The sequence below is a fragment of the Allorhizobium sp. nf9_anc genome, from assembly GCF_056323085.1.
This window is the reverse complement of sequence record NZ_CM150481.1, coordinates 2,103,353-2,123,555: the sequence shown is the minus strand read 5'-3', so window position 1 is coordinate 2,123,555 and position 20,203 is coordinate 2,103,353. Positions and strand designations below refer to the sequence as shown.

Below are 20,203 nucleotides of genomic sequence, written 5' to 3'. Positions count from 1 at the left end.
GTGGGGTCGGTCGGTTGGTATGCGACGTCAAAACGGTTCCTCGTGCCGTGTCACATGCCGACCGACCCCCTATTGTAAAGACACCGGTTTCCGCAAGGAGGCCGGTGTTTTTCGTTTGGGCTCATGTCGATCGGCGTGGTGGGGCAGGGAACAGGCCAAAAGAAAAAGGCGCGCCGCAGGAAGCGGCACGCCTTTTTTGAAAAGCCTGAGATCAAGTCTTACTTGATCTTGGTTTCCTTGAACTCGACATGCTTCTTAGCAACCGGGTCGTACTTGGTCTTCGTCATCTTGTCCGTCATGGTGCGGCTGTTCTTCGTGGTAACGTAGAAGAAACCCGTGTCAGCCGTCGACAGAAGCTTGATCTTGATGGTTGTAGCCTTGGCCATGGTCGTCCTGCCTCTAATAAACGAAGCCGTGGACGACCGAACGAGGCCCACGGCAAATCTGGCGCGAAACTACAAATCGCGCCCGAAAAGTCAAGTGCGTTTCGGGCGAAAAAGCAGGCGACCCAGGGAAAGCACCACGTAGAGTGCGAAGAAACCCGCGATTGCCCAGGCGAATCCGTCATTCCCGGTGATGTCGATGGCAGCCCCGATGGCCTGTGGACCAGCAACTGTGCCCACCGCATAGCAGAAAATGAAGGCGGCATTGGCGGCTGCGAGATCAGCGCCAGTGAGTCGCGAACCGAGATGGCTGAGGCCCACGGTGTAGAGACCAGACACGCATCCGCCCCAGAACAGCAGCACGATCGCCATCAGATGCCAATGGCCCGACAGCCACGGAAGCGTTAGCGAGCCGGCAAGGCCAACGGCCGCGAGGATTGACAAGAGCAGGCGCCGGTCGCGCATGCGGTCCGAGAGAAGCCCGAGCGGGATCTGGAAGACCATGTTGCCGATGCCCATCACGGTCAACAGCAGGGCTGCCTCCGTCTCCGTGAAGCCGGTGCGGGTCGCGTAAATCGGAAAGAGCGACAAACCGCCCGCCTCGACTGCTCCGAACACGAAGACGGCCACCGTCGCGGTCGGTACCAGGAAGATGTATCGCAGGAAATGCATCTCCGGCTTGTCGCCCAGGACAGGGCTTTCGTTTCGCGCGATATAGATGGGGATGGCAGCGGCCATGATGGCGATGGCGCCGACCGCAAAGGGAAGAAGGCCATCACTGCCGAGCACGGAGAAGAGCAGGGGGCCACAGGCAAAGCCGACCGCCAGCATGGTGGCGTAGATACCCATGACAAGCCCGCGCTTGCGCGATGGAGCCGCTGCATTGATCCAGAATTCGGACAGGATGAAGAGTGTGGTCGTCGCGCCATGAAAGACGATGCGCAGCGGGAACCACATCCAGAATTCGGTGGCATAGTAGAAACCGATGGCACTGATGGCGGACAGCACGACCGCCCACAGCATGGTCGGCACGACGCCCAGCTTGTGTGCAAGCTTGGTGGTGACGGGTGCTGCCGCCATGGCGGCAATGCCGGCCATCGCGGAATTCAGCCCGATCAGGGTTGACGAGATGCCGCGCTTTTCCAGGATGATACTGAGCAGTGGAAGGCCAAGGCCGATCGCAATGCCGACGGCGGAGATCGCCGAGATGGCCGCAACCAGCGAAGGCCAGTGGATTTCCTCGCGGTGACCGTTCAGCCCATTGGTCTCAGACATCTGTCACCTCGCGAACCGACTGGACCTCGGGGGAGACAGCGGCCGGCTGCGGGCAAGATGTCGGCATGGTCAATGGCATTTTCGCTTACGAGCTCCCGAGGCGTCCATGATCGGCGCGGCATGTTCAGACTGGAAATGGTCCGACTGTCAAGTTGCTTGGCACCCGGCACCGCGAATCACGGTGTACCGTAAATCTCAGTCCTATCGGTAAACGACCAAAGTCAGGTGACGGCTTTTTGTGGGCTCAAGCCGGCCGTCAGGACGGCTCGACGTCGTCAGTCTCGCCGCCAAAGCCATGCATGCGCAGAGCCCATTGCAAGCCCACGACGCCGCCCTTGATCGGCTGCAGGCAAAGGAGCGAGGTCACCACGCCGATCGGCGCCCAGATTGCGAAATGCACCCAGGCCGGCAGGACGAAGACCAGATCGGTCGCCATGAAGCCGCCGACGAGCACGTGGCCGAGGATCAGGATCACCAAATAGGCCGGCAGATCGTCCGCGCGATGATGGTGATAGTCCTCGCCGCAGGCCCCGCAGTTGTCGACGACCTTCAGATAGCTGCGAAACAGCTTGCCCGAGCCACAGGCCGGGCACTGGTTCAGCATGCCGCGCTTGATCGACCGGCCGAGCGGACGTTCGATCTTCTCCTCTGCGCCGTATTGGATCGTCACATGGGTCTGGTTGGCGGTCATGTTTGCCTCCGGGGCGAAAGTGTCAACGTCGCGAGCGCGGCGGGCGTGTGCCTGGCTGTTTCTGGCCACGTCGTCCCGACTTGTGGAAGGACCGCGTGCCCGCTGGCATCTTGCGCCCCTCGCTCAGCATTTCAAAGCGCAGCGCACCAGCAAGAGGCACGGCCTCCACCAGCTTGACCTCGACGGTATCACCGAGCTGGTAACCGAGCCCGGACTTTTCGCCCGTCAGGGCCTGATGCGCTTCGTCGTAGATATAGTAGTCCCGGCCCAGTGTTGAAACCGGGATAAAGCCATCTGCGCCAAATTGCGGCAGGGCGACGAACAGACCGGACTTCGTCACGCCCCGGATCTGTCCCTCGAACTCATCACCGATGCGCCCGGCAAGGTGATGCGCGATCAGTCGGTTGACGGTGTCACGCTCGGCGGCCATCGCGCGGCGCTCGAAAGTCGAGATCTCGGCTGCGATATCCTCGAGGCTCGCTTCCTCGTCTGGCGTGATCCCACCTTCGCCCAAGCCCAGAGACCCCACCAGCGCCCTGTGCACGATCAGGTCGGCATACCGGCGGATCGGCGAGGTGAAGTGGGCGTACTTCATCAGGTTGAGGCCGAAATGGCCTATATTGTCGGGGCTGTAGATCGCCTGGCTCTGGCTGCGCAGCACCATCTCGTTGACGATGGTCTGGTGCGGCGTGTCCTGCGCCTTGGCCAGAATGCCGTTGAACGAATTGGACCGCATATTGCCGCCCTTGACCAGCGACATGCCGAGCGTGGCGAGGAACTCGCGCAGCACTTCCTGCTTGGCAAGCGTCGGCGCGTCGTGAATGCGGTAGATGAGCGCCTGGCGCTTCTTCTCCAGCGTCTCGGCAGCCGAGACGTTGGCCTGGATCATCATTTCCTCGATCAGCTTGTGCGCATCGAGACGTTCCGGAACATGCACGCGGTCGACCGTGCCGTCTTCCCGCAGAATGATCTTGCGTTCCGGCATATCGAGCTCGAGCGGCTGGCGCCGATCGCGCCCGCGCTTCATCACCTCATAGGCATGCCACAGGGGTTTAAGGATCGGCTCCAGCAGCGGGCCGGTCTTCTCGTCCGTCTTGCCGTCGATCGCCGCCTGTGCTTGCTGGTAGGAGAGCTTGGCAGCACTCTTCATCATGATGCGGTGGAAGGTGTGGCTCGCCTTGCGGCCCTCATGCGAGAAGACCATGCGCACGGCAAGCGCCGGCCGGTCGACGCCCTCGCGCAGCGAGCAGAGATCGTTGGAGATCCGTTCGGGAAGCATCGGCACGACGCGGTCCGGGAAATAGACGGAATTGCCGCGCTTCAGCGCCTCGCGATCCAGCGCCGATTTAGGCCGAATGTAATAGGAGACGTCGGCGATTGCCACCGTCACGATCACGCCATCGGGATTGTCGGGCGAGGTGTCGAGCTCGGCAAAGACGGCGTCGTCGTGGTCCTTCGCATCATGCGGGTCGATCGTGATGAGCGGCAGGTCGCGCCAGTCTTCCCGATGCGACATGGAGGCGGGCTTGGCCTCTTCGGCCTCTGATATCACCGATTGCGGGAAGATATGCGGAATGCCATGCGCATGGATCGCGATCATCGAGATCGCCTTTTCCGAGGCGACCGATCCGACGACGTTGAGCACCTTGGCCCGCGTCAGCCCAAGACGGCTGGCACGCCCGACTTCCACCTCGACCAGATCGCCATCCTTGGCCTCGCCGATATCGGTCGAGTCGATATGCATTTCCTCGCCGCGCCGTTCGATCGGCATCAGGCGTGCGCCACCATCCGGCATCATCCGCACGACGCCCATGACCGCACCGACCTGACGGTCGAGGATCTTGATCACGCGGGCCGTATAGGCAGGCCCGGAGCGGTCCTTGTTGGCGAAAATCTTGGCAAGGACCCGGTCGCCCAGGCCGCCGACGGGCGTCTTGCCCTTCGAGCGGTCCGAGCTCGACTGGCGGATGAGCACGGCAGGAGCCGCACCGGCCTCATCAGGCCATTCCGCCGGGCGGCCGATCAGCTCGCCGTCCTTGTCGCGGGTGGTGATGTCGAGCACCGTGACCGGGGGCAGGGCGCCCGGTCGGGTCAGAGACTTGCGGCTCTTCTGCACCAACCCGTCGTTTTCGAGATCCTTGAGCGCTTGCTTGAGTTCGACGCGTTGTTCGCCCTTGAGCCCGAAGGCCTTGGCGATCTCCCGCTTCGAAGCGCGCTCCGGATTGTCCGTGATGAACTGCATCAGCACTTCACGTGGCGGGACTTCACCGTGGATCAGGGCGGTGGGGTTCTCGCTCCTGGCCTTGGCCGCGCCTTCCGCACGCCGGCTCTTGCGGTTGCCGGAGCCGGGTGTCTCGGAGGGGGCGCGGAATCTCTTGCTCAAGTCGCACTCTTCTTTGTTGTTTTCGCCTTGGCAGCGGCCTTGGCCGGAGCCTTCTTGGCGGCTGTCGCCTTTGGCTTGGCGGCAGCCTTCTTCGGCTTTGCCGCTGCACCGTCTTCCGACTTTGCCTTGGCAGCCTTGGCCGGAGCCTTCTTTGCCTTGGCCTTGCCGCCGCCATCCTTGGCGGCACGCTCGGCGATCAGCACAAGCGCTTCCTCGACGGTGATCGCCTGCGGATCCTTGCCCTTCGGCAAAGTAGCGTTGACCTTACCCCAATTGACATAGGGGCCGAAACGGCCATCACGAACGGTCATCGCGCCACCATCGGGATGGTCGCCGAGTTCCTTGAGAGCCACCGCTGCTGTGCGGCCACGGCCGCCCAGATTGGCTTTCTTTTCGGCAAGCACGGTGACGGCGCGGTTGAGGCCGATCGACAGCACGTCTTCGATGCCTTCGAGATTGGCATAGGTGCCGTCATGCAGCACGAAGGGTCCGTAGCGACCGAGCCCGGCCGAGATCATCTTGCCGGTTTCCGGATGCGCGCCGACGTCGCGCGGCAGCGACAGCAGCGAGAGCGCCTTCTCGAAGTCGATGTCAGCCGGCGCCCAGCCCTTCGGCAGCGAGGAGCGCTTGGCTTCCTTGCCATCGCCACGCTGGACGTAAGGTCCGAAACGTCCGGAGCGCAGCGTGATCTCTTCCTCGGTCACCGGATCCTTGCCCAGTGCCCGCGGCTCGTTGCTGCCATTGGCCTCTGCCTCGGCACCACCTTCAGAGGATAGCTGACGCGTAAAGTTACATTCCGGATAGTTCGAGCAGCCGACGAATGCGCCGTATTTGCCGAGCTTCAGCGAAAGATTGCCCGTGCCGCAGACCTGGCAGATGCGCGGATCAGACCCGTCTTCGCGCTTCGGGAAGACCAGCGGGGCGAGAGCCTCGTTCAAGGCATCAAGCACATTGGTGACGCGCAGTTCCTTGGTATCTTCGATCTGGGCGAAGAAGTCCTGCCAGAAGGCGCGCAACACGTCCTTCCAGTTCAGCTCACCGGCGGAGATCTTGTCGAGCTTCTCTTCGAGATCGGCCGTGAAGTCGTATTCGACATATTTGGTGAAGAAGTTTTCGAGGAAGGCCGTGACCAGCCGTCCCTTGGAATGCGGGATTAGCTTGCGCTTGTCCATGATGACATATTCGCGGTCGCTGAGCGTCTTCAGCGTCGCGGCATAGGTCGACGGACGGCCGATGCCGAGCTCTTCCATCTTCTTGATCAGCGAGGCTTCCGAATAACGCGGCGGCGGCTCGGTGAAATGCTGGCTCGAATTGATCTTGTTCTTGGCCAATGCCTCGCGGGCATTGATCTCCGGCAGACGGCCATCCTCGTCGTCGCCGTCCTCCGCCGGTTCGCCCTCTTCGCGCTGGTCGGTATAGGCGGCAATGAAGCCGTCAAAGCGGATGACCGAGCCGACGGCGCGAAGCCCGGCCTTGTCGCCCTTGTTGTCAGCCAGGATCTCGACTGTCGTACGCTCGATTTCGGCAGACGCCATCTGGCTCGCGATACCGCGCTTCCAGATCAGGTCGTAGAGACGCAGCTGGTCGCCATCGAGGAAGCGGCGCACCTTGTCCGGCGAGCGGTTGAAGTCGGTCGGGCGGATCGCTTCGTGGGCTTCCTGGGCGTTCTTAGCCTTGGTCGAATAGATGCGCGCCTTTTCCGGCACGTAGCGCGGACCGAACTGATCGAGAACAGCCGAACGGGCAGCCTCGATCGCTTCCGGCGCCATCTGCACGCCGTCGGTACGCATATAGGTGATCAGACCGACGGTCTCACCGCCGATATCGATGCCTTCATAAAGCTTCTGCGCCACCTGCATGGTGCGCGATGCTGAGAAGCCGAGCTTAGAGGACGCCGCCTGCTGTAGGGTGGAGGTGGTGAAGGGCGGGCCCGGATTGCGCTTGACCGGCTTTGCCTCGACGCTGTCGACGGCAAAGGCTGCACCCTCAAGCAGGGCCTTGATGCCGGCTGCCTGATCACCATTGGTGACCGAGTTGCGCTGCATGCGCTTGCCCTGATGCGAAACGAGCTTCGCCTCGAACTCGTCACCGCGCGGCGTCTTCAGAAGCGCGGAGATATTCCAGTATTCCTCAGCAACGAAGCGTTCGATCTCGGTTTCGCGGTCGCAGACGAGACGCAGCGCCACCGATTGCACGCGGCCAGCGGAGCGAGCGCCGGGAAGCTTGCGCCAGAGAACCGGCGAGAGATTGAAGCCGACGAGATAGTCCAGAGCACGGCGCGCGAGATAGGCATCGACCAGCGGCGTGTCGATGTCGCGCGGATTGGCCATGGCGTCGAGCACGGCCTTCTTGGTGATGGCGTTGAAGACGACGCGCTTCACCGGCTTGTCGCCGATCACGCGCTTCTTCTTCAGGAGGTCGAGCACATGCCAGGAAATGGCTTCCCCTTCGCGATCCGGGTCGGTCGCGAGAAACAGTCCGTCAGAGGACTTCACCGCATCGGCAATGTCCTTCATCCGCTTCTGCGAGGCCGTGTCGACCTCCCAGAACATCTCGAAATCCTGGTCCGGCAGAACGGAGCCATCCTTGGCTGGCAGATCGCGCACATGGCCGAACGAGGCGAGCACCTTGTATCCGGGACCCAGATACTTGTTGATCGTCTTGGCCTTGGCTGGGGATTCTACGACTACGACGTTCATTGGACAGATGTACCTTCAACGCATCCGATCCGCGGCACCGCACCACAGTCTTCGGAACACGGTTTTCCGACATGGAGGGCGAAACGCCTGCGGTCAAGAGGCTGAGACCAAAGATCGTGGATTAGAACCCATGCAATAACCCTGAATTGAGCCTCCGGGGACAGCAAACGGGACAGCGAGCAACCCGCACCTCCTGACGAGACCGACGCCCTCAGGTTGCCGATTTCCAGATTGCCCAAAGGGCAGTTCGCCCTTGGTGTCCAGCTGTTGCCGAATTTCGAGGCCGGGCCTTTCCGCTCCGCCCGCATTTTTCCGGGGATGAACCCGAAACTGCCGAAACCTTGTTATTTTTGATCGATGATCTCTGGCACTGGCTCGCAATACAACGAAATGCAACCTGTGGGAGATGCTGGGTAGATTGCAATCTGGGATAAATGCTCTATTGTATTTTGCAGGGAATGGCGAGGCCAGGTTGTAACGGCCTCCGTTGTTGACGGGCGAGAGCGATGGCACGAGACACAGTCGAGACGAATGGTCGCGGTACCCGCACGATGGAGAATATTGCCTACATCCGCCAGATGCTCGCGGAGTTGCGGCTGGTTGCGGAAAACGAAGGCGCCGAGATGCTGTGCTACCTGATCGAGATGGCCTATGTGGAGGCAGGAGACGTCCAGTCCGGCCGTCGCGCGCTCTCAATCCATCATGCTGAGCGAGACAAAGCCTCCCGCATGCCGCTCTAGCCGTCCGGCGATATCCAGCTCCAGCAACACCAGATAGACGGAAGAGGCAGCGAGCCCCGTATGCCGGATGATGTCGTTGATCTCGACCGGTGTCGGGCCCAGCGCCTGGATGATGACCAGGCGCTCGTCATCATTCGGGGGCGGCGCCAGCGGCCGCTCGACGCCATCGTCTCCCCCGGGTTCGTCGGCCTCACTTGCACTGAAGAGGTCGAGCTCAGAAATCGGGGCAAGTGCCTGCAGCACGTCCTGTGGCTTGGTAGTAACCGTCGCACCATCCTTGAGCAGCCCGTTTGTCCCCTCGCAACGGGGATCGAGCGGCGAGCCGGGCACGGCAAAGACCAGCCGCCCGAACTCACCGGCAAGCCTTGCCGTGATTAGAGACCCTGAGCGGGCCGCCGCCTCGATCACCACGACTCCGAGCGCAACACCGGCGATCAAGCGGTTACGCCGGGGAAAATCCCGCGCCCTCGGCTCCCAGCCAAAGGGCATTTCGGAAATTGCCAGTCCCCGTCCGCTGCAGATCTGGTCGAGCAGATCGACATTCTCGGGCGGGTAAGGCTGGTCCAACCCGCCGGCCATGGCCGCGATCGTGCCGGTCTCAAGGCTCGCCCGATGCGCCGCCGCATCGATCCCCCGCGCCAGGCCCGACACGATGGAATAGCCGGCGCGACCGATCTCCCGCGCCATCATCGCTGCAAACTTGGCGCCGCTGATCGAGGCGTTGCGCGATCCGACCATGCCGACAGAGGGCAGGTTCGCGACGCTGAGGTCACCCTTGGCCGCAATCAGGGGAGGGGCGGCATCGATCTGTCTGAGTGCTGCAGGATAGTCAGGCTCGCCGATGCCGATGAAGCGGGCGCCGAAGCGGTGGGCCGTTTCGATCTCGCGCTCGGCATCGGCAACCGTCGCGATGCGAATGGCGCGGGTCGAGCCGCCCCGCCTGGAGAGTTCGGGAAGCGCGTCGAGTGCGGCCTCAGCCGAACCGAAATGATTGATGAGGTCCCGGAAGGTGGCCGGGCCAACATTGTCGCTGCGGATCAGCCTGAGCCAGGCGATCCTCTGGCGGTCCGTCAGCGCAATCCCTTTTCGTCTTGCGCTGTCTGACCCCATGGCTTTCCTCTAGCCTTTTTTGCCGATCTTGCTCTCGGTTCCCGCGATCAGCCGCTCGATATTCTGCTTGTGACGCCAGTAGGTGATGACCGTCATCACGGCTGTCACGACGGCCGCCTCTTCAACCCCGAGTATCCACAATACAACCGGAATGACAAGTGTGGCGACGAGTGCGGACAACGAAGAGTAGCGGGTGATGAAGGCAACCGAGAGCCAAACGACGGCGAAGACGAGTACCATCAATGGCGCCACGCCGAGCAGCGTGCCGATATAGGTCGCGACACCCTTGCCGCCCTTGAAACCAAGCCAGACCGGGAAGAGGTGACCGATGAAGGCAGCGAAACCACCGAACAGCGCCGCATTATGCCCGAACACCGCATGGGCGATCAGCGCTGCCGCCGTCGCCTTGAGTGCGTCAAGAAGAAGCGTCGCGGCCGCAAGCTTCTTGTTGCCGGTCCGCAAAACATTGGTCGCACCGATATTGCCCGAGCCGATCGAGCGCAAATCGCCGAGGCCGGCCATCTTCGTGAGCACGAGGCCGAAGGGGATGGAGCCGAGCAGGTAGCCGAACAGGAGAACGATGGCGAGATTGGCCCAGCCGAGAGCGGAAAAGTCGATCATGGGTATCCGTGTCCCTGTTCGTTAAAGGCTATGGACGCATTGGCCGGCGACAAAGGTCGCAACGGCCCGGCCCGAGAAGCGGGCGTCTTCGAAGGGCGTGTTCTTCGAGCGCGCAAGCAGGCTGTCGCGCGACACGAGCCACGGTTCATCGAGATCGATCAGCGCGATGTCTCCCGGTGCCCCCAACTTCAACGTGCCACCCGGCAGCCCGAAGATCTCCGCCGGCCGCGTCGACATGGCATCGATCAGCCGCATCAGCGGCACATGGCCGGCATGGTGCAGCCGAAGGGCTGCGGACAGCATGGTTTCGAGCCCGATTGCCCCATCGGCAGCCTCGCCGAAGGGCAGGCGCTTGGTGTCGACGTCCTGCGGATCATGCGAGGAGACGATGATGTCGATCTGCCCCTTCGCCAGCGCATCGACCATCGCCATGCGATCGTCTTCCGAGCGCAGCGGCGGATAGAGCTTGAAGAAGGTCCGGTACTCGCCGATGTCGTTTTCGTTGAGGCTCAGGTGATTGATCGAGATGCCGCAGGTGACCTTGGCGCCACGCTTGCGTGCTATCTGGATCGCCTCGACCGATTCCGGCACCGAGATCTGCGAGGCGTGATATTTGGCCCGCGTCAGTGCTGCGATGCGCAGGTCACGCTCCAGCGGGATGATCTCGGTTTCGCGCGGGATGCCGCCGAGACCGAGCCAGCTTGCGAGCAGCCCTTCGTTCATCACGCCATTGGCGGCGAGATACTTTTCCCGCGTTTCCAGTGCTATGACGGCGTTGAATTCGCGGGCGTAAGTCATCGCCCGGCGCAGAACCTGCGTATCGTTCAGCCCATAGCGGCCATTGGTGAAGGCAACCGCACCGGCCTGCTGCAACAGCCCCATCTCGGTCATCTCGGCGCTCGTCATGCCCTTGGTCAGAGCCGCTGCCGGATAGACATGGACAGCAGCCGTATCGCGGGCCGTCTTCTTCACAAATTCAACGAGCGCGATGTCGTCGATGACAGGGTCCGTCTCCGGCATCATGATGAAGGACGTAATGCCACCGGCCGCTGCCGCACGGCTGGCGGATGCGATCGTCTCGCGATGTTCCGAACCCGGCTCGCCGACGAAGACGCGGGCATCGACGAGACCCGGAACGGCGGTGAGGCCTCGGGCATCCCGAATTTCGGCGCCCTCGGGTGCCCCTTGGTTTTGCGCATCGGCACCTGAGGCGACGATCAGCCCGTCATCGTCGACAATGATGGTGCCGACTTCATCCAGCGTGCGCGAAGGATCGACGATCCGGACATTCTTGAGGACAAGCGGCTTTCTCATGCGCCCATTCCCTCCGAACGCGGTCCCTGGTTCTGCGACACCAGCAGCGTCTCCATGACGGCCATGCGAACCGCGACCCCCATCTCGACCTGGCTCTCGATCACGCTCTGCGGACCGTCGGCGACTTCAGAGGCGATCTCGACGCCGCGGTTCATCGGTCCCGGATGCATCACGAGTGCATCCTCCTTGGCGACCTTCAGCTTTTCGGCGTCGAGGCCGTAGAAGTGGAAGTACTCGCGCACCGACGGCACGAAGGAGCCGGACATGCGCTCGCGCTGCAGACGCAGCATCATGACGACGTCAGCATCCTTCAGCCCTTCCTTCATGTCATGGAAAACCTCGCAGCCCATGTCAGCAATGCCGGCCGGCAGCAGCGTTGCAGGGGCGACGACGCGGACGCGGGCGCCCATGGCGTTGAGCAGCAGGATGTTGGAGCGCGCGACGCGCGAATGAAGCACGTCGCCGCAGATCGCGACGATGATGCGCGACAGCTTGCCCTTGGCGCGGCGGATGGTCAGCGCATCGAGCAGCGCCTGGGTCGGATGCTCATGCTGACCGTCACCGGCATTGACCACCGAGCAGGCGACCTTCTGGGCGAGCAGCGCTGCTGCCCCCGCCGAGGAGTGGCGCACCACGAGCACATCCGGCCGCATGGCGTTCAGCGTCATGGCCGTGTCGATCAGCGTCTCGCCCTTTTTGACAGACGAATTGCCGACCGACATGTTCATCACGTCGGCGCCAAGACGTTTGCCCGCGAGCTCGAACGAGGCTTGCGTCCGCGTCGAGGCTTCGAAGAAGAGGTTGATCTGGGTAAGGCCCCTCAGCGTGGAAGTCTTCTTCTCCCGCTGGCGGCTGATTTTGACGGCTTCGTCTGCCTTGTCGAGAAGGAACGTGATGTCCTGCTCGGTAAGGCCCTTGATGCCGATGAGATGGCGATGGGGAAAGAAGACCATGGACGTCCTCCTGAGATGTCACGCGGTCTATAAAGTGTGGGATCGGGCCGGGCAAGCACATGCTAGGTGGATTGACGCACGGTCCCCATGTAATAGAGCGAACAGAAGGTAGGGAACACCGGCGCCTTGATGCGCCCTGGATGCTTCGACCGCAGTGGAATTATGAAGGCGAAGCGTTGGCGGCCCAGCACGCGTCTTCTCATGAGATCGGCAGGATTGATGAACCGGACGGAAGAAAAACTCGCAGCGCTGAACCAGCCCAAGCCTTGGTCCGGCGTCAATGCCTACCGGTCCGATCCGTTGCTCGTCGATCTGACATCCTCGCTGTCGCGCCCGCTGCGCGAGGAATATGACGTCATCGGCAAATATGTGACCTCGCCGGAAGCCCAGGAACTTGCGCGTATGGCGAATGCCAGCCCGCCGCAGCTCAGAACCCATGGCGTGCGCGGCGAACGCCTCGACGTCGTCGAATTTCACCCCGCCTGGCACGCCCTGATGCGCCGCTCGATGGCCTCTGGCCTGCACTCCTCCGTCTGGGAAAATGCGCCGGAAGCCCGTGGCCATGAGCACAAGGCGCGTGCCGTCCGTTTCTTCCTCACCGCCCAGCTCGAATCGGGTCATCTCTGCCCGCTCACCATGACCAGTGCCTCGGTCGCAGCCCTCGTCGCTTCGCCCGCCGTCCAGAAGGAATGGACGCCGCGCATACTCTCGCGCAAATACGACAGCAGCAACAAGCCGCCGATGCAGAAGAGCGCCGTCACCATCGGCATGGGCATGACCGAGAAGCAGGGCGGCACGGATGTGCGCGCCAACACCACGACCGGGGAGCGGGTCGGCGAGGGGATCTACCGCCTCGCTGGCCACAAGTGGTTCATGTCAGCCCCGATGAGCGATGCCTTCGTCATGCTCGCCCAGACCAAGGACGGCATGGGCTGCTTCCTCGTTCCGCGCCTGCTGGAGGATGGCTCCGCCAACGGGCTGGAGTTCCAGCGCCTGAAGGACAAGCTCGGCAACCGCTCGAATGCCTCTTCCGAAGTGGAGTTCTCCGAGACCTTTGGCTTCCTCCTCGGCACGCCGGGTGATGGCGTGCGCACCATCCTCGACATGGTGACGCTGACACGCCTCGACTGCGCGCTCTCGTCTGCTGGCATGATGCGTGCATCGATGGCTGAGGCCGTACATCACGTGCGCGGCCGCGCCGTTTTCGGCAAGAACCTCATCGACCAGCCGATGATGACCCGTGTCCTGGCCGACATGGCGCTCGATGTTGCTGCTGCCACCGCACTTGCCTTCCGCTTGGCCGACAGCTTCGACAAGGCGCGTGAAAACCCGGTCGATGCAGCTTACGCCCGCGTCATGACGCCAGTCGCCAAATACTGGATCTGCAAGATCGCACCCGGTCTGATTTACGAAGCCATGGAATGCATCGGCGGCAGTGGCTATGTCGAGGAACGCCCGATTGCGAGGCATTATCGCGAAGCCCCGGTCAATGCGATCTGGGAAGGCTCCGGCAATGTCATGGCGCTGGATGTCCTGCGCGTGCTGAGCCGCGGCAAGGATCTCTTCGAAACGCTCTTCGCCGGTCTCGAGCGGGATCTTGGCCCCTCTGGCAAGAAGACAGTGGAGGTGCTGCGTGCCGCAACGGCGCTTGCCGAACGCGACGAGGCCGCCGGACGCCTGCTGATCGAGCAACTGGCGCTCGCCGCCGGTGCCGCCGAGCTTTATCGCCTGGGCGCCGGCAAGATCGCCGATGCCTTCCTCGAATCACGCCTGGCCGGTGGCTGGCGCCATACCTACGGCGTGCTCGATGCGCGCTTCGATTCCCGCTACGTGCTGGATCTGCTCTATCCGCCCGCCACCTGAGCGGCGAGATAGAGGATGACAGGGATCGTGAAGAAGGCAGCGACCGTCTGCACGGTGGCCGCTGCCGCATAGAGATCGGCATCCCCGCCCATCTGCTTGGCCAGAACATAGCCGTTCATCGCAGTGGGCACAGCTGCACCCAATGCAATCATCACGACGATCTCGCCTGAGAGCCCGAAGGCAAGGGCAAGCGCCACTGCGACCACCGGAAACACGATCAGCTTGAGCAGCAGCGTAAGCAACACGCTCGGCTGTGGCTTCAGCGCGTCGGCAATCCTGAGCCCCGCACCGACGGTCACAAGACCCAAGCCAAGCGAGGCGCTGGCGACCAGGTCAACCGCAGTCATCAATGGCGCATATACCTTCAAGCCAGCAAGGTTCACCGCAACCCCGAGTGCCGCACCGATGATGATCGGGTTGGTGACGATTCGCACGACGAAGGTTTTGAGATTGCGGCTTTCGCCGGAAAACCAGACCATGATGCCGACATTGATCAAATTCAGCGGCACGATGATGGAGGCCATGATCACGGCGATCACCGTCAGACCTGTCGCACCGGTAAGCTTTTCCGCAATAGCGAGCGCCATGAACCCGTTCCAGCGCGTGGAGGTCTGGAAGACGGACGTATAGGCGGGCCCACCCATGCCGCTCCGCTTGAGAAGCGGCCAAAGTGCCAGCACGAGACCCGTCATCACGCCAACGGCGAGCAGGGAGACAAAACCCACGCTACCACTGTCCAAGGCCGAAAAGTCAGCCGATGACAGCGTCTGGAACAGCAGCGCCGGGAAGAGGACGAAATAGCCGAACTGCTCGAGCCCGCCCCAGAAGCTCTCATTGATCAGTGACGTGCGCTTCAGCACCAAACCGAGAATCACGAGCAGGAAGATCGGCAGGATGCTTTCGAAGATGATCAGCATGGCGGGTCCAGGATGGCGGGCAGGGGAGGGGTAGACCCGGAAAACCCTGCATTCAATCGAAATTCGTGTCCCAGCGACATTTTCAGCCAAGTGGCTGAAACTGCTCATCCACAGGCGCCGTTAACCTTAACAAAGGGTTTACGTTGCGTCGTGACGCCGAACGGGCCACCTTTTGGGCGGGACAGACGTTAAAGGGTACAGTGGTGACGGACGCTGTTTGTGCACGGCCGGTAGCGACCATCATGATGATGGTGTTTTTCTCGGGGTTGGCGCTCGATATCGCCGTCCCTGCGACCGTGCTGACGGCGATGGCGTCACTGAAATGGCTGGTGGAAAGCTGGCCGGCGGCAAATGATTTGTCGTTTGATCAAAAGGCGGAAACGGCATGAAGACACTTCTGCTCTTGTGGGCTTTGCCCATCACGATCTTGGGCGCCTGGTACGGTCTGTCCTACTACGACATGAGCTTCGGCATCTTCATGCTGACGCGCGACGCCCATGATCTTGTCTTCCAGATCTATGGAAACGTGCTCGGCATCGCGCCCGAAACAATCCCGCCGCTGGTGCTGCGCGCGATCATCGTCGACAGCCTGATCCTATTTGCGATCATTGGCTTCCGCCGCCGCAAGCAGATCAAGGCCTGGTGGATTGCCCGTCAGGAAAAGTCGGCAGCACTGTCCGAAGTGCGGGCAAGCCCCGAAAGCCTGTCCAGCGCGCCCTGAAGAATGAAGCTCGCAGCGGCGGAATCGATCCGTTCGCTGCGTTTGGCGCGTGACACGTCCATTTCAAGCAGCGCCCGTTCGGCAGCCACCGTCGACAACCGCTCGTCCCAATAGACGAAGGGGATATCGGTCTTTTCCGACATCGAGCGCACGAAGGCCCGCGTCGCCTGTACGCGTGGCCCTGACGAGCCGTCCATGTTGACCGGCAGCCCGATCACGAAGGCGACGATCTTCTCTTTGGCAGCAAAGGCGAGAAGCACCTCGGCATCCTGCGTGAACTTCACACGCTTGATAACGGGGCGAGGGGTGGCAAAGCGCCGACCGAGATCGGAGGCCGACAGCCCGATGGTTTTCGTGCCGAGGTCGAGCCCGGCAATTGCCTCGCCGGGTTTCAACTGTGCCGCCAGTTCCTCGATCGTCAGCGTCGCCATGCCGCCCGTCCTGTTCTTTAGCGCTTGCGCACGAATTCGGTTCTGAGCACGAGGCCCTTGATCCCGTCGAAGCGGCAGTCGATTTCCTCGGGATCATCCGTCAGCCGGATCGAGCGGATGACTGTGCCTTGCTTCAGCGTCTGGCCGGCACCTTTGACCTTGAGGTCCTTGATCAGAACCACCGAATCGCCATCGGCAAGTTCAGTCCCGGAGGCGTCGCGGGCAGTGGGCTTGGCCGCAGCCGCTGCTGCAAGTTCGGATGCAGGCCGCCATTCGCCGGTCGCCTCGTCATACACGTAGTCGTCATCGGCCATGGTCGTTCCTTTCTTGCACTCAGCGCTACGGCTGTCATGCTCGTCGCTTAAACCGTCCGGACCGGCGAGGCAACTCGACGCCCCGTTGCCGAAGGCCCGGCTTGCCATATATTCCGAACGACATTTCAAGACCGGAGACTGACATCATGAAAATCACCTGGCTCGGCCATGCCGCCTTCCGCCTCGACTCGGCCAAGGCCTCGATCCTCATCGACCCCTTCCTGACCCACAATCCGGGCTTTGCCGGTCTCGACCGGAAGGACATGACCAAGGGGATCACCCATATCCTGCTGACCCACGGTCATGGCGACCATGTCGGCGACACTGTCCAGCTTGCCAAGGAAACCGGCGCCACGGTTCTGGCCAATGCCGATCTTGCTGCCTGGCTCGGCACCAAGGGTGTCGACAAGCTGGAAATGGGCAATACCGGCGGAACGATCCATTTCGAAGGCTTCACGGTCACCTTCACCAATGCACTTCATTCCTCAGCGCAAGTGACCGAAGATGGCGTTTCCCACGCGCTCGGCAATGCAAACGGCCTGATGATGCATTTCGAGGACGAAGCCTCGGTCCTCCACATGGGCGACACCGACATCTTCTCGGACATGAAACTGATCAACGAACTGCATCAGCCGGATGTCGGTCTCGTTCCGATCGGTGACCGCTTCACCATGGGCGGCGCAGTCGCGGCACTGGCCTGCCAGCGCTTCTTCGACTTCAAGACCGCGATCCCCTGCCACTACGGATCGTTCCCGATCATCGACCAGACGCCGGAGAAATTCGTCGCTGGCATGGACGGAACCCGCACCCGCGTCGTCGCCCCGCAGGCAGGCTCCGCCGTCGAGGTCTGACAAACCCCGTTGCCTCAGCGCTTGACGGCCATTATAGCGAAGAAAACAGCTTATCCGGAGAATGCCATGTCTGTTGACCTCGCCACCGTCAAGCGCGTCGCCCGCCTTGCCCGCCTCGCTGTGAGTGAGGAGGATGCCGCGCGCATGACCGGAGAGTTGAACGGCATTCTGGGCTTCGTCGAGCAACTGGACGAAGTGGACGTCACGGGCGTCGAGCCGATGACCTCGGTTACGCCCATGGCGATGAAGAAGCGCGCAGACGTCGTCACCGACGGTAACAAGGCCGATGCCATTGTCGCCAATGCGCCGGCCACCGACCGCAATTTCTTCCAGGTGCCGAAGGTCGTCGAATAAGGCCGACCTCTACCCCCTGAGCCAGCCTCCCGAATTTCCCGCCCCTATGGGCGAAGACAGTCTGAAGTGAAACGACCATGAGCGAACTGACCAGCCTCACCATCGCCGAAGCCCGCGCGAAACTCGCCGCAAAGGAGATCAAGGCCGTCGAACTGACGGATGCCTATCTCTCCGCGATCGATCAGGCGAATGGCGCGCTGAACGCTTATGTTACGGTCACGCCCGACATCGCCCGCGACATGGCAAAGGCGTCCGACGCGCGCATCGCCGACGGCAAGGCCGGCGTGCTGGAAGGCATTCCGCTCGGCGTCAAGGATCTATTCGCCACCAAGGGCGTGCATACCCAGGCCTGCAGCCACATCCTCGATGGATTCAAGCCGGAATATGAATCGACCGTCACCACCAATCTGTGGGACGCCGGCGCCGTCATGCTCGGCAAGCTTAACATGGACGAATTCGCCATGGGCTCGTCCAACGAGAGCTCCTATTATGGCCCGGCCGTGAACCCGTGGAAAGCGACGGGCTCCGACGACAAGCTGGTTCCGGGCGGCTCGTCCGGCGGTTCGGCCGCTGCCGTCGCCGCCCATCTCTGCGCAGGTGCGACCGCAACCGACACCGGCGGCTCGATCCGCCAGCCGGCTGCTTTCACCGGCACCGTCGGCATCAAGCCGACCTATGGCCGCTGCTCGCGCTGGGGTGTCGTCGCCTTCGCCTCGTCGCTCGACCAGGCCGGTCCGATCGCCCGTGACGTGCGCGATGCCGCGATCCTGCTGAAGTCCATGGCGAGCACCGATGCGAAGGACACGACTTCCGTCGACCTGCCCGTGCCGGACTATGAAAAGGCCATCGGCGGCTCCGTGAAGGGCATGAAAATCGGCATCCCCCGCGAATACCGCATTGACGGCATGTCGGAAGAGATCCTGGCGCTCTGGCAACAGGGCATCGCCTGGCTGAAGGAAGCTGGTGCCGAGATCGTCGACATCTCCCTGCCGCACACGAAATACGCGCTTCCGGCCTATTACATCGTGGCACCTGCCGAAGCCTCGTCGAACCTCGCCCGTTACGACGGCGTCCGCTACGGCCTGCGCGTCGATGGCAAAGACATTGCCGACATGTACGAAAAGACCCGGGCTGCCGGCTTTGGCAAGGAAGTTCAGCGCCGCATCATGATCGGCACCTATGTGCTGTCGGCCGGTTATTACGACGCCTATTACCTGAAGGCCCAGAAGGTCCGCACGCTGATCAAGCGCGACTTCGAACTCGCCTTCGAAGCCGGCGTCGACGCGATCCTGACGCCGATCACGCCGTCGTCTGCCTTCGCCATCGGCGACAAGGAACTCGCGGCCGATCCGGTCAAGATGTATCAGCAGGACGTTTTCAGCATCACGCTGAACATGGCGGGCCTGCCGGGTATCTCCGTTCCCGCCGGCCTCGACAGCAAGGGCCTGCCGCTCGGCCTTCAGGTCATCGGCAAGCCCTTTGAGGAGGAAACCCTCTTCAAGACCGCCCATGTCATCGAACAGGCAGCCGGCAAGTTCACGCCGGCCAAGTGGTGGTAAAGGACTTCGTCATCAGGGACATGACCGCGGCCGATGCAGAAAGCGTCGGCCGTGTCGGTTTCGAGGCATGGGCGGCCAATCCGGTGTTGAACGCCTATGGCGTCGACATGATGGTGCGTATTCGCCTAAGCTTCCGCCGCTTTGCTCAGGACCGTTTCAGCCTGATCACCATCGGCGAACTCGGTGGCGAGATCGCCGGCTGGACCGCCCGCGAAGGCGCGCGGGACTATATCTCCGATCTCTGGGTCAGCCCCGCCCATCAGGGCTTGGGCATCGGTTCCGCCCTTGTCTCGGCGACGCTACGCGAGATGCGCTCCGAAGGTCTGAAGCGGGCGAGGATCGATACCCACGCCGCAAACGAAAGCGCCATCCGGCTCTACAAGGACTTAGGATTTTCCATCGTCTGGCGCGGCATGCAGCATTCCCCATCCATGGGCATGATGGTGGAGAAGGTGAAGATGCAGCAGGTGTTCTAGCGGGAGCGGCGGCGCTGGCTCTCCATGTAAGCCTTCAGCACGGCGTTCATGCGCGTCTGATAGCCTTTGCCCTGCTGGCGGAACCACTCCAGCACATCGCTGTCGACGCGAACCGTAATCTGCGTCTTGGCCGACGGCGTAACGAGCTCTGCGGTCTCGAAAAAGGCATCATCGAGCTCCGGAATGTCGCTGTAGTCGATATCCTTATCGGCCCGCGCCTGCAGCTCTTTAAGACGCGCGGCGGAGATGGTCATGATATTTCTGCCTTTCTTTCCGGTTCGCCAGTCGCGCTGAGATGATCCTGATGGCACCGTCTCGATCCGTATGAACGACCGCGATCACGATAAGCCCCTCAATCGCGCCAATGCTGATGCGGCGGGTCTCGCCGTAATCTCGGCGGCTGTCGACACCGGTCAGAACGTCTCCGTCGAAGATCAGGCAGGCTTCCTCGAAGGATATCCCGTGCTTGATCTGATTGGCGACGTTCTTCCCGGCGTCCCATGCGTAGCTCATGCTATAATGTAACTACGCGTGTAGTGTCAGGCAAG

22 protein-coding genes are annotated in these 20,203 nt (G+C 62.1%); 8 read left to right on the top strand and 14 right to left on the bottom strand.

Going from position 1 to position 20,203, the window contains the following annotated elements; all coding sequences use genetic code 11:
- Positions 1-218 precede the first annotated feature (218 nt).
- The 5 genes from rpmG to topA all read right to left on the bottom strand — a co-directional run bounded on the left by rpmG (position 219) and on the right by topA (position 7,431).
- Entirely contained in the window at positions 219-386 is a 168-nt protein-coding gene (gene rpmG / locus AC02Y0_RS10250) for a 50S ribosomal protein L33 (RefSeq protein WP_003547442.1), read from the bottom strand.
- A 90-nt stretch (positions 387-476) separates the two neighbouring features.
- Positions 477-1,658, bottom strand: coding sequence for an MFS transporter (locus AC02Y0_RS10245; protein ID WP_476383731.1), 1,182 nt, complete (start codon positions 1,656-1,658; stop codon positions 477-479).
- Positions 1,659-1,914: 256 nt separating this feature from the next.
- On the bottom strand, positions 1,915-2,349 hold the full coding sequence (locus AC02Y0_RS10240) for a DUF983 domain-containing protein (protein ID WP_476383730.1): 435 nt from the start codon (positions 2,347-2,349) through the stop codon (positions 1,915-1,917).
- A gap of 22 nt (positions 2,350-2,371) precedes the next feature.
- Positions 2,372-4,591: a ribonuclease R gene (gene rnr / locus AC02Y0_RS10235; RefSeq protein ID WP_476384006.1), complete on the bottom strand. Its 2,220-nt coding sequence runs from the start codon at positions 4,589-4,591 to the stop codon at positions 2,372-2,374.
- A 137-nt stretch (positions 4,592-4,728) separates the two neighbouring features.
- Complete coding sequence (gene topA / locus AC02Y0_RS10230; RefSeq protein WP_476383729.1) at positions 4,729-7,431, bottom strand: type I DNA topoisomerase; 2,703 nt, start codon at positions 7,429-7,431, stop codon at positions 4,729-4,731.
- A gap of 506 nt (positions 7,432-7,937) precedes the next feature.
- Between topA and AC02Y0_RS10225 the strand changes: the two genes are divergently transcribed.
- The gene (locus AC02Y0_RS10225; RefSeq protein ID WP_476383728.1) at positions 7,938-8,171 is read left to right on the top strand and encodes a hypothetical protein; all 234 of its coding nucleotides are present in this window, start codon (positions 7,938-7,940) and stop codon (positions 8,169-8,171) included.
- Here AC02Y0_RS10225 and dprA read toward each other — a convergent pair.
- The 4 genes from dprA to AC02Y0_RS10205 are packed head-to-tail and all read right to left on the bottom strand — an operon-like array spanning position 8,124 to position 12,169.
- Complete coding sequence (gene dprA / locus AC02Y0_RS10220; RefSeq protein ID WP_476383727.1) at positions 8,124-9,281, bottom strand: DNA-processing protein DprA; 1,158 nt, start codon at positions 9,279-9,281, stop codon at positions 8,124-8,126. The genes AC02Y0_RS10225 and dprA overlap by 48 nt on opposite strands.
- 9 nt (positions 9,282-9,290) lie before the next feature.
- Positions 9,291-9,902: a glycerol-3-phosphate 1-O-acyltransferase PlsY gene (gene plsY / locus AC02Y0_RS10215; protein WP_444557906.1), complete on the bottom strand. Its 612-nt coding sequence runs from the start codon at positions 9,900-9,902 to the stop codon at positions 9,291-9,293.
- 21 nt (positions 9,903-9,923) lie between these two features.
- Positions 9,924-11,216 (bottom strand): dihydroorotase, encoded by a 1,293-nt coding sequence (locus AC02Y0_RS10210; protein WP_476383726.1) that lies wholly within the window; start codon positions 11,214-11,216, stop codon positions 9,924-9,926.
- Positions 11,213-12,169, bottom strand: coding sequence for an aspartate carbamoyltransferase catalytic subunit (locus AC02Y0_RS10205; protein ID WP_102019704.1), 957 nt, complete (start codon positions 12,167-12,169; stop codon positions 11,213-11,215). Before AC02Y0_RS10205 ends, AC02Y0_RS10210 begins: the two co-directional genes overlap by 4 nt.
- Before the next feature lie 219 nt (positions 12,170-12,388).
- Here AC02Y0_RS10205 and AC02Y0_RS10200 point away from each other — a divergent pair, with 219 nt between their 5' ends.
- Complete coding sequence (locus AC02Y0_RS10200; RefSeq protein ID WP_476383725.1) at positions 12,389-14,032, top strand: acyl-CoA dehydrogenase family protein; 1,644 nt, start codon at positions 12,389-12,391, stop codon at positions 14,030-14,032.
- Here the strand turns inward: AC02Y0_RS10200 and AC02Y0_RS10195 are convergent.
- A complete protein-coding gene (locus tag AC02Y0_RS10195; RefSeq protein ID WP_476383724.1) occupies positions 14,014-14,949 on the bottom strand; it encodes an AEC family transporter in 936 nt (311 codons plus the stop codon). The genes AC02Y0_RS10200 and AC02Y0_RS10195 overlap by 19 nt on opposite strands.
- Before the next feature lie 203 nt (positions 14,950-15,152).
- Here AC02Y0_RS10195 and AC02Y0_RS10190 point away from each other — a divergent pair, with 203 nt between their 5' ends.
- Both AC02Y0_RS10190 and AC02Y0_RS10185 read left to right on the top strand, forming a co-directional pair.
- Positions 15,153-15,338, top strand: coding sequence for a hypothetical protein (locus AC02Y0_RS10190; protein ID WP_476383723.1), 186 nt, complete (start codon positions 15,153-15,155; stop codon positions 15,336-15,338).
- Entirely contained in the window at positions 15,335-15,670 is a 336-nt protein-coding gene (locus AC02Y0_RS10185) for a DUF6105 family protein (RefSeq protein WP_102019708.1), read from the top strand. Before AC02Y0_RS10190 ends, AC02Y0_RS10185 begins: the two co-directional genes overlap by 4 nt.
- Here the strand turns inward: AC02Y0_RS10185 and ruvX are convergent.
- The gene (gene ruvX / locus AC02Y0_RS10180) at positions 15,604-16,101 is read right to left on the bottom strand and encodes a Holliday junction resolvase RuvX (protein WP_102019709.1); all 498 of its coding nucleotides are present in this window, start codon (positions 16,099-16,101) and stop codon (positions 15,604-15,606) included. The genes AC02Y0_RS10185 and ruvX overlap by 67 nt on opposite strands.
- A 17-nt stretch (positions 16,102-16,118) precedes the next feature.
- The gene (locus AC02Y0_RS10175; RefSeq protein ID WP_166602155.1) at positions 16,119-16,415 is read right to left on the bottom strand and encodes an alkylphosphonate utilization protein; all 297 of its coding nucleotides are present in this window, start codon (positions 16,413-16,415) and stop codon (positions 16,119-16,121) included.
- A 146-nt stretch (positions 16,416-16,561) separates the two neighbouring features.
- Between AC02Y0_RS10175 and AC02Y0_RS10170 the strand changes: the two genes are divergently transcribed.
- The 4 genes from AC02Y0_RS10170 to AC02Y0_RS10155 all read left to right on the top strand — a co-directional run bounded on the left by AC02Y0_RS10170 (position 16,562) and on the right by AC02Y0_RS10155 (position 19,655).
- Positions 16,562-17,266: a metal-dependent hydrolase gene (locus AC02Y0_RS10170; RefSeq protein WP_102019711.1), complete on the top strand. Its 705-nt coding sequence runs from the start codon at positions 16,562-16,564 to the stop codon at positions 17,264-17,266.
- A gap of 66 nt (positions 17,267-17,332) precedes the next feature.
- On the top strand, positions 17,333-17,620 hold the full coding sequence (gatC, locus tag AC02Y0_RS10165) for an Asp-tRNA(Asn)/Glu-tRNA(Gln) amidotransferase subunit GatC (RefSeq protein ID WP_307373385.1): 288 nt from the start codon (positions 17,333-17,335) through the stop codon (positions 17,618-17,620).
- A gap of 77 nt (positions 17,621-17,697) precedes the next feature.
- On the top strand, positions 17,698-19,179 hold the full coding sequence (gene gatA / locus AC02Y0_RS10160; protein WP_476383721.1) for an Asp-tRNA(Asn)/Glu-tRNA(Gln) amidotransferase subunit GatA: 1,482 nt from the start codon (positions 17,698-17,700) through the stop codon (positions 19,177-19,179).
- A complete protein-coding gene (locus tag AC02Y0_RS10155; protein WP_476383720.1) occupies positions 19,173-19,655 on the top strand; it encodes a GNAT family N-acetyltransferase in 483 nt (160 codons plus the stop codon). Before gatA ends, AC02Y0_RS10155 begins: the two co-directional genes overlap by 7 nt.
- Here AC02Y0_RS10155 and AC02Y0_RS10150 read toward each other — a convergent pair.
- Both AC02Y0_RS10150 and AC02Y0_RS10145 read right to left on the bottom strand, forming a co-directional pair.
- Complete coding sequence (locus tag AC02Y0_RS10150) at positions 19,652-19,909, bottom strand: BrnA antitoxin family protein (protein ID WP_476383719.1); 258 nt, start codon at positions 19,907-19,909, stop codon at positions 19,652-19,654. The genes AC02Y0_RS10155 and AC02Y0_RS10150 overlap by 4 nt on opposite strands.
- Positions 19,884-20,168 carry a BrnT family toxin gene (locus tag AC02Y0_RS10145; RefSeq protein ID WP_476383718.1) on the bottom strand — a complete coding sequence of 95 codons (285 nt, stop codon included), beginning with the start codon at positions 20,166-20,168 and terminating at the stop codon, positions 19,884-19,886. Before AC02Y0_RS10145 ends, AC02Y0_RS10150 begins: the two co-directional genes overlap by 26 nt.
- Between the last annotated feature and the right edge of the window lie 35 nt (positions 20,169-20,203).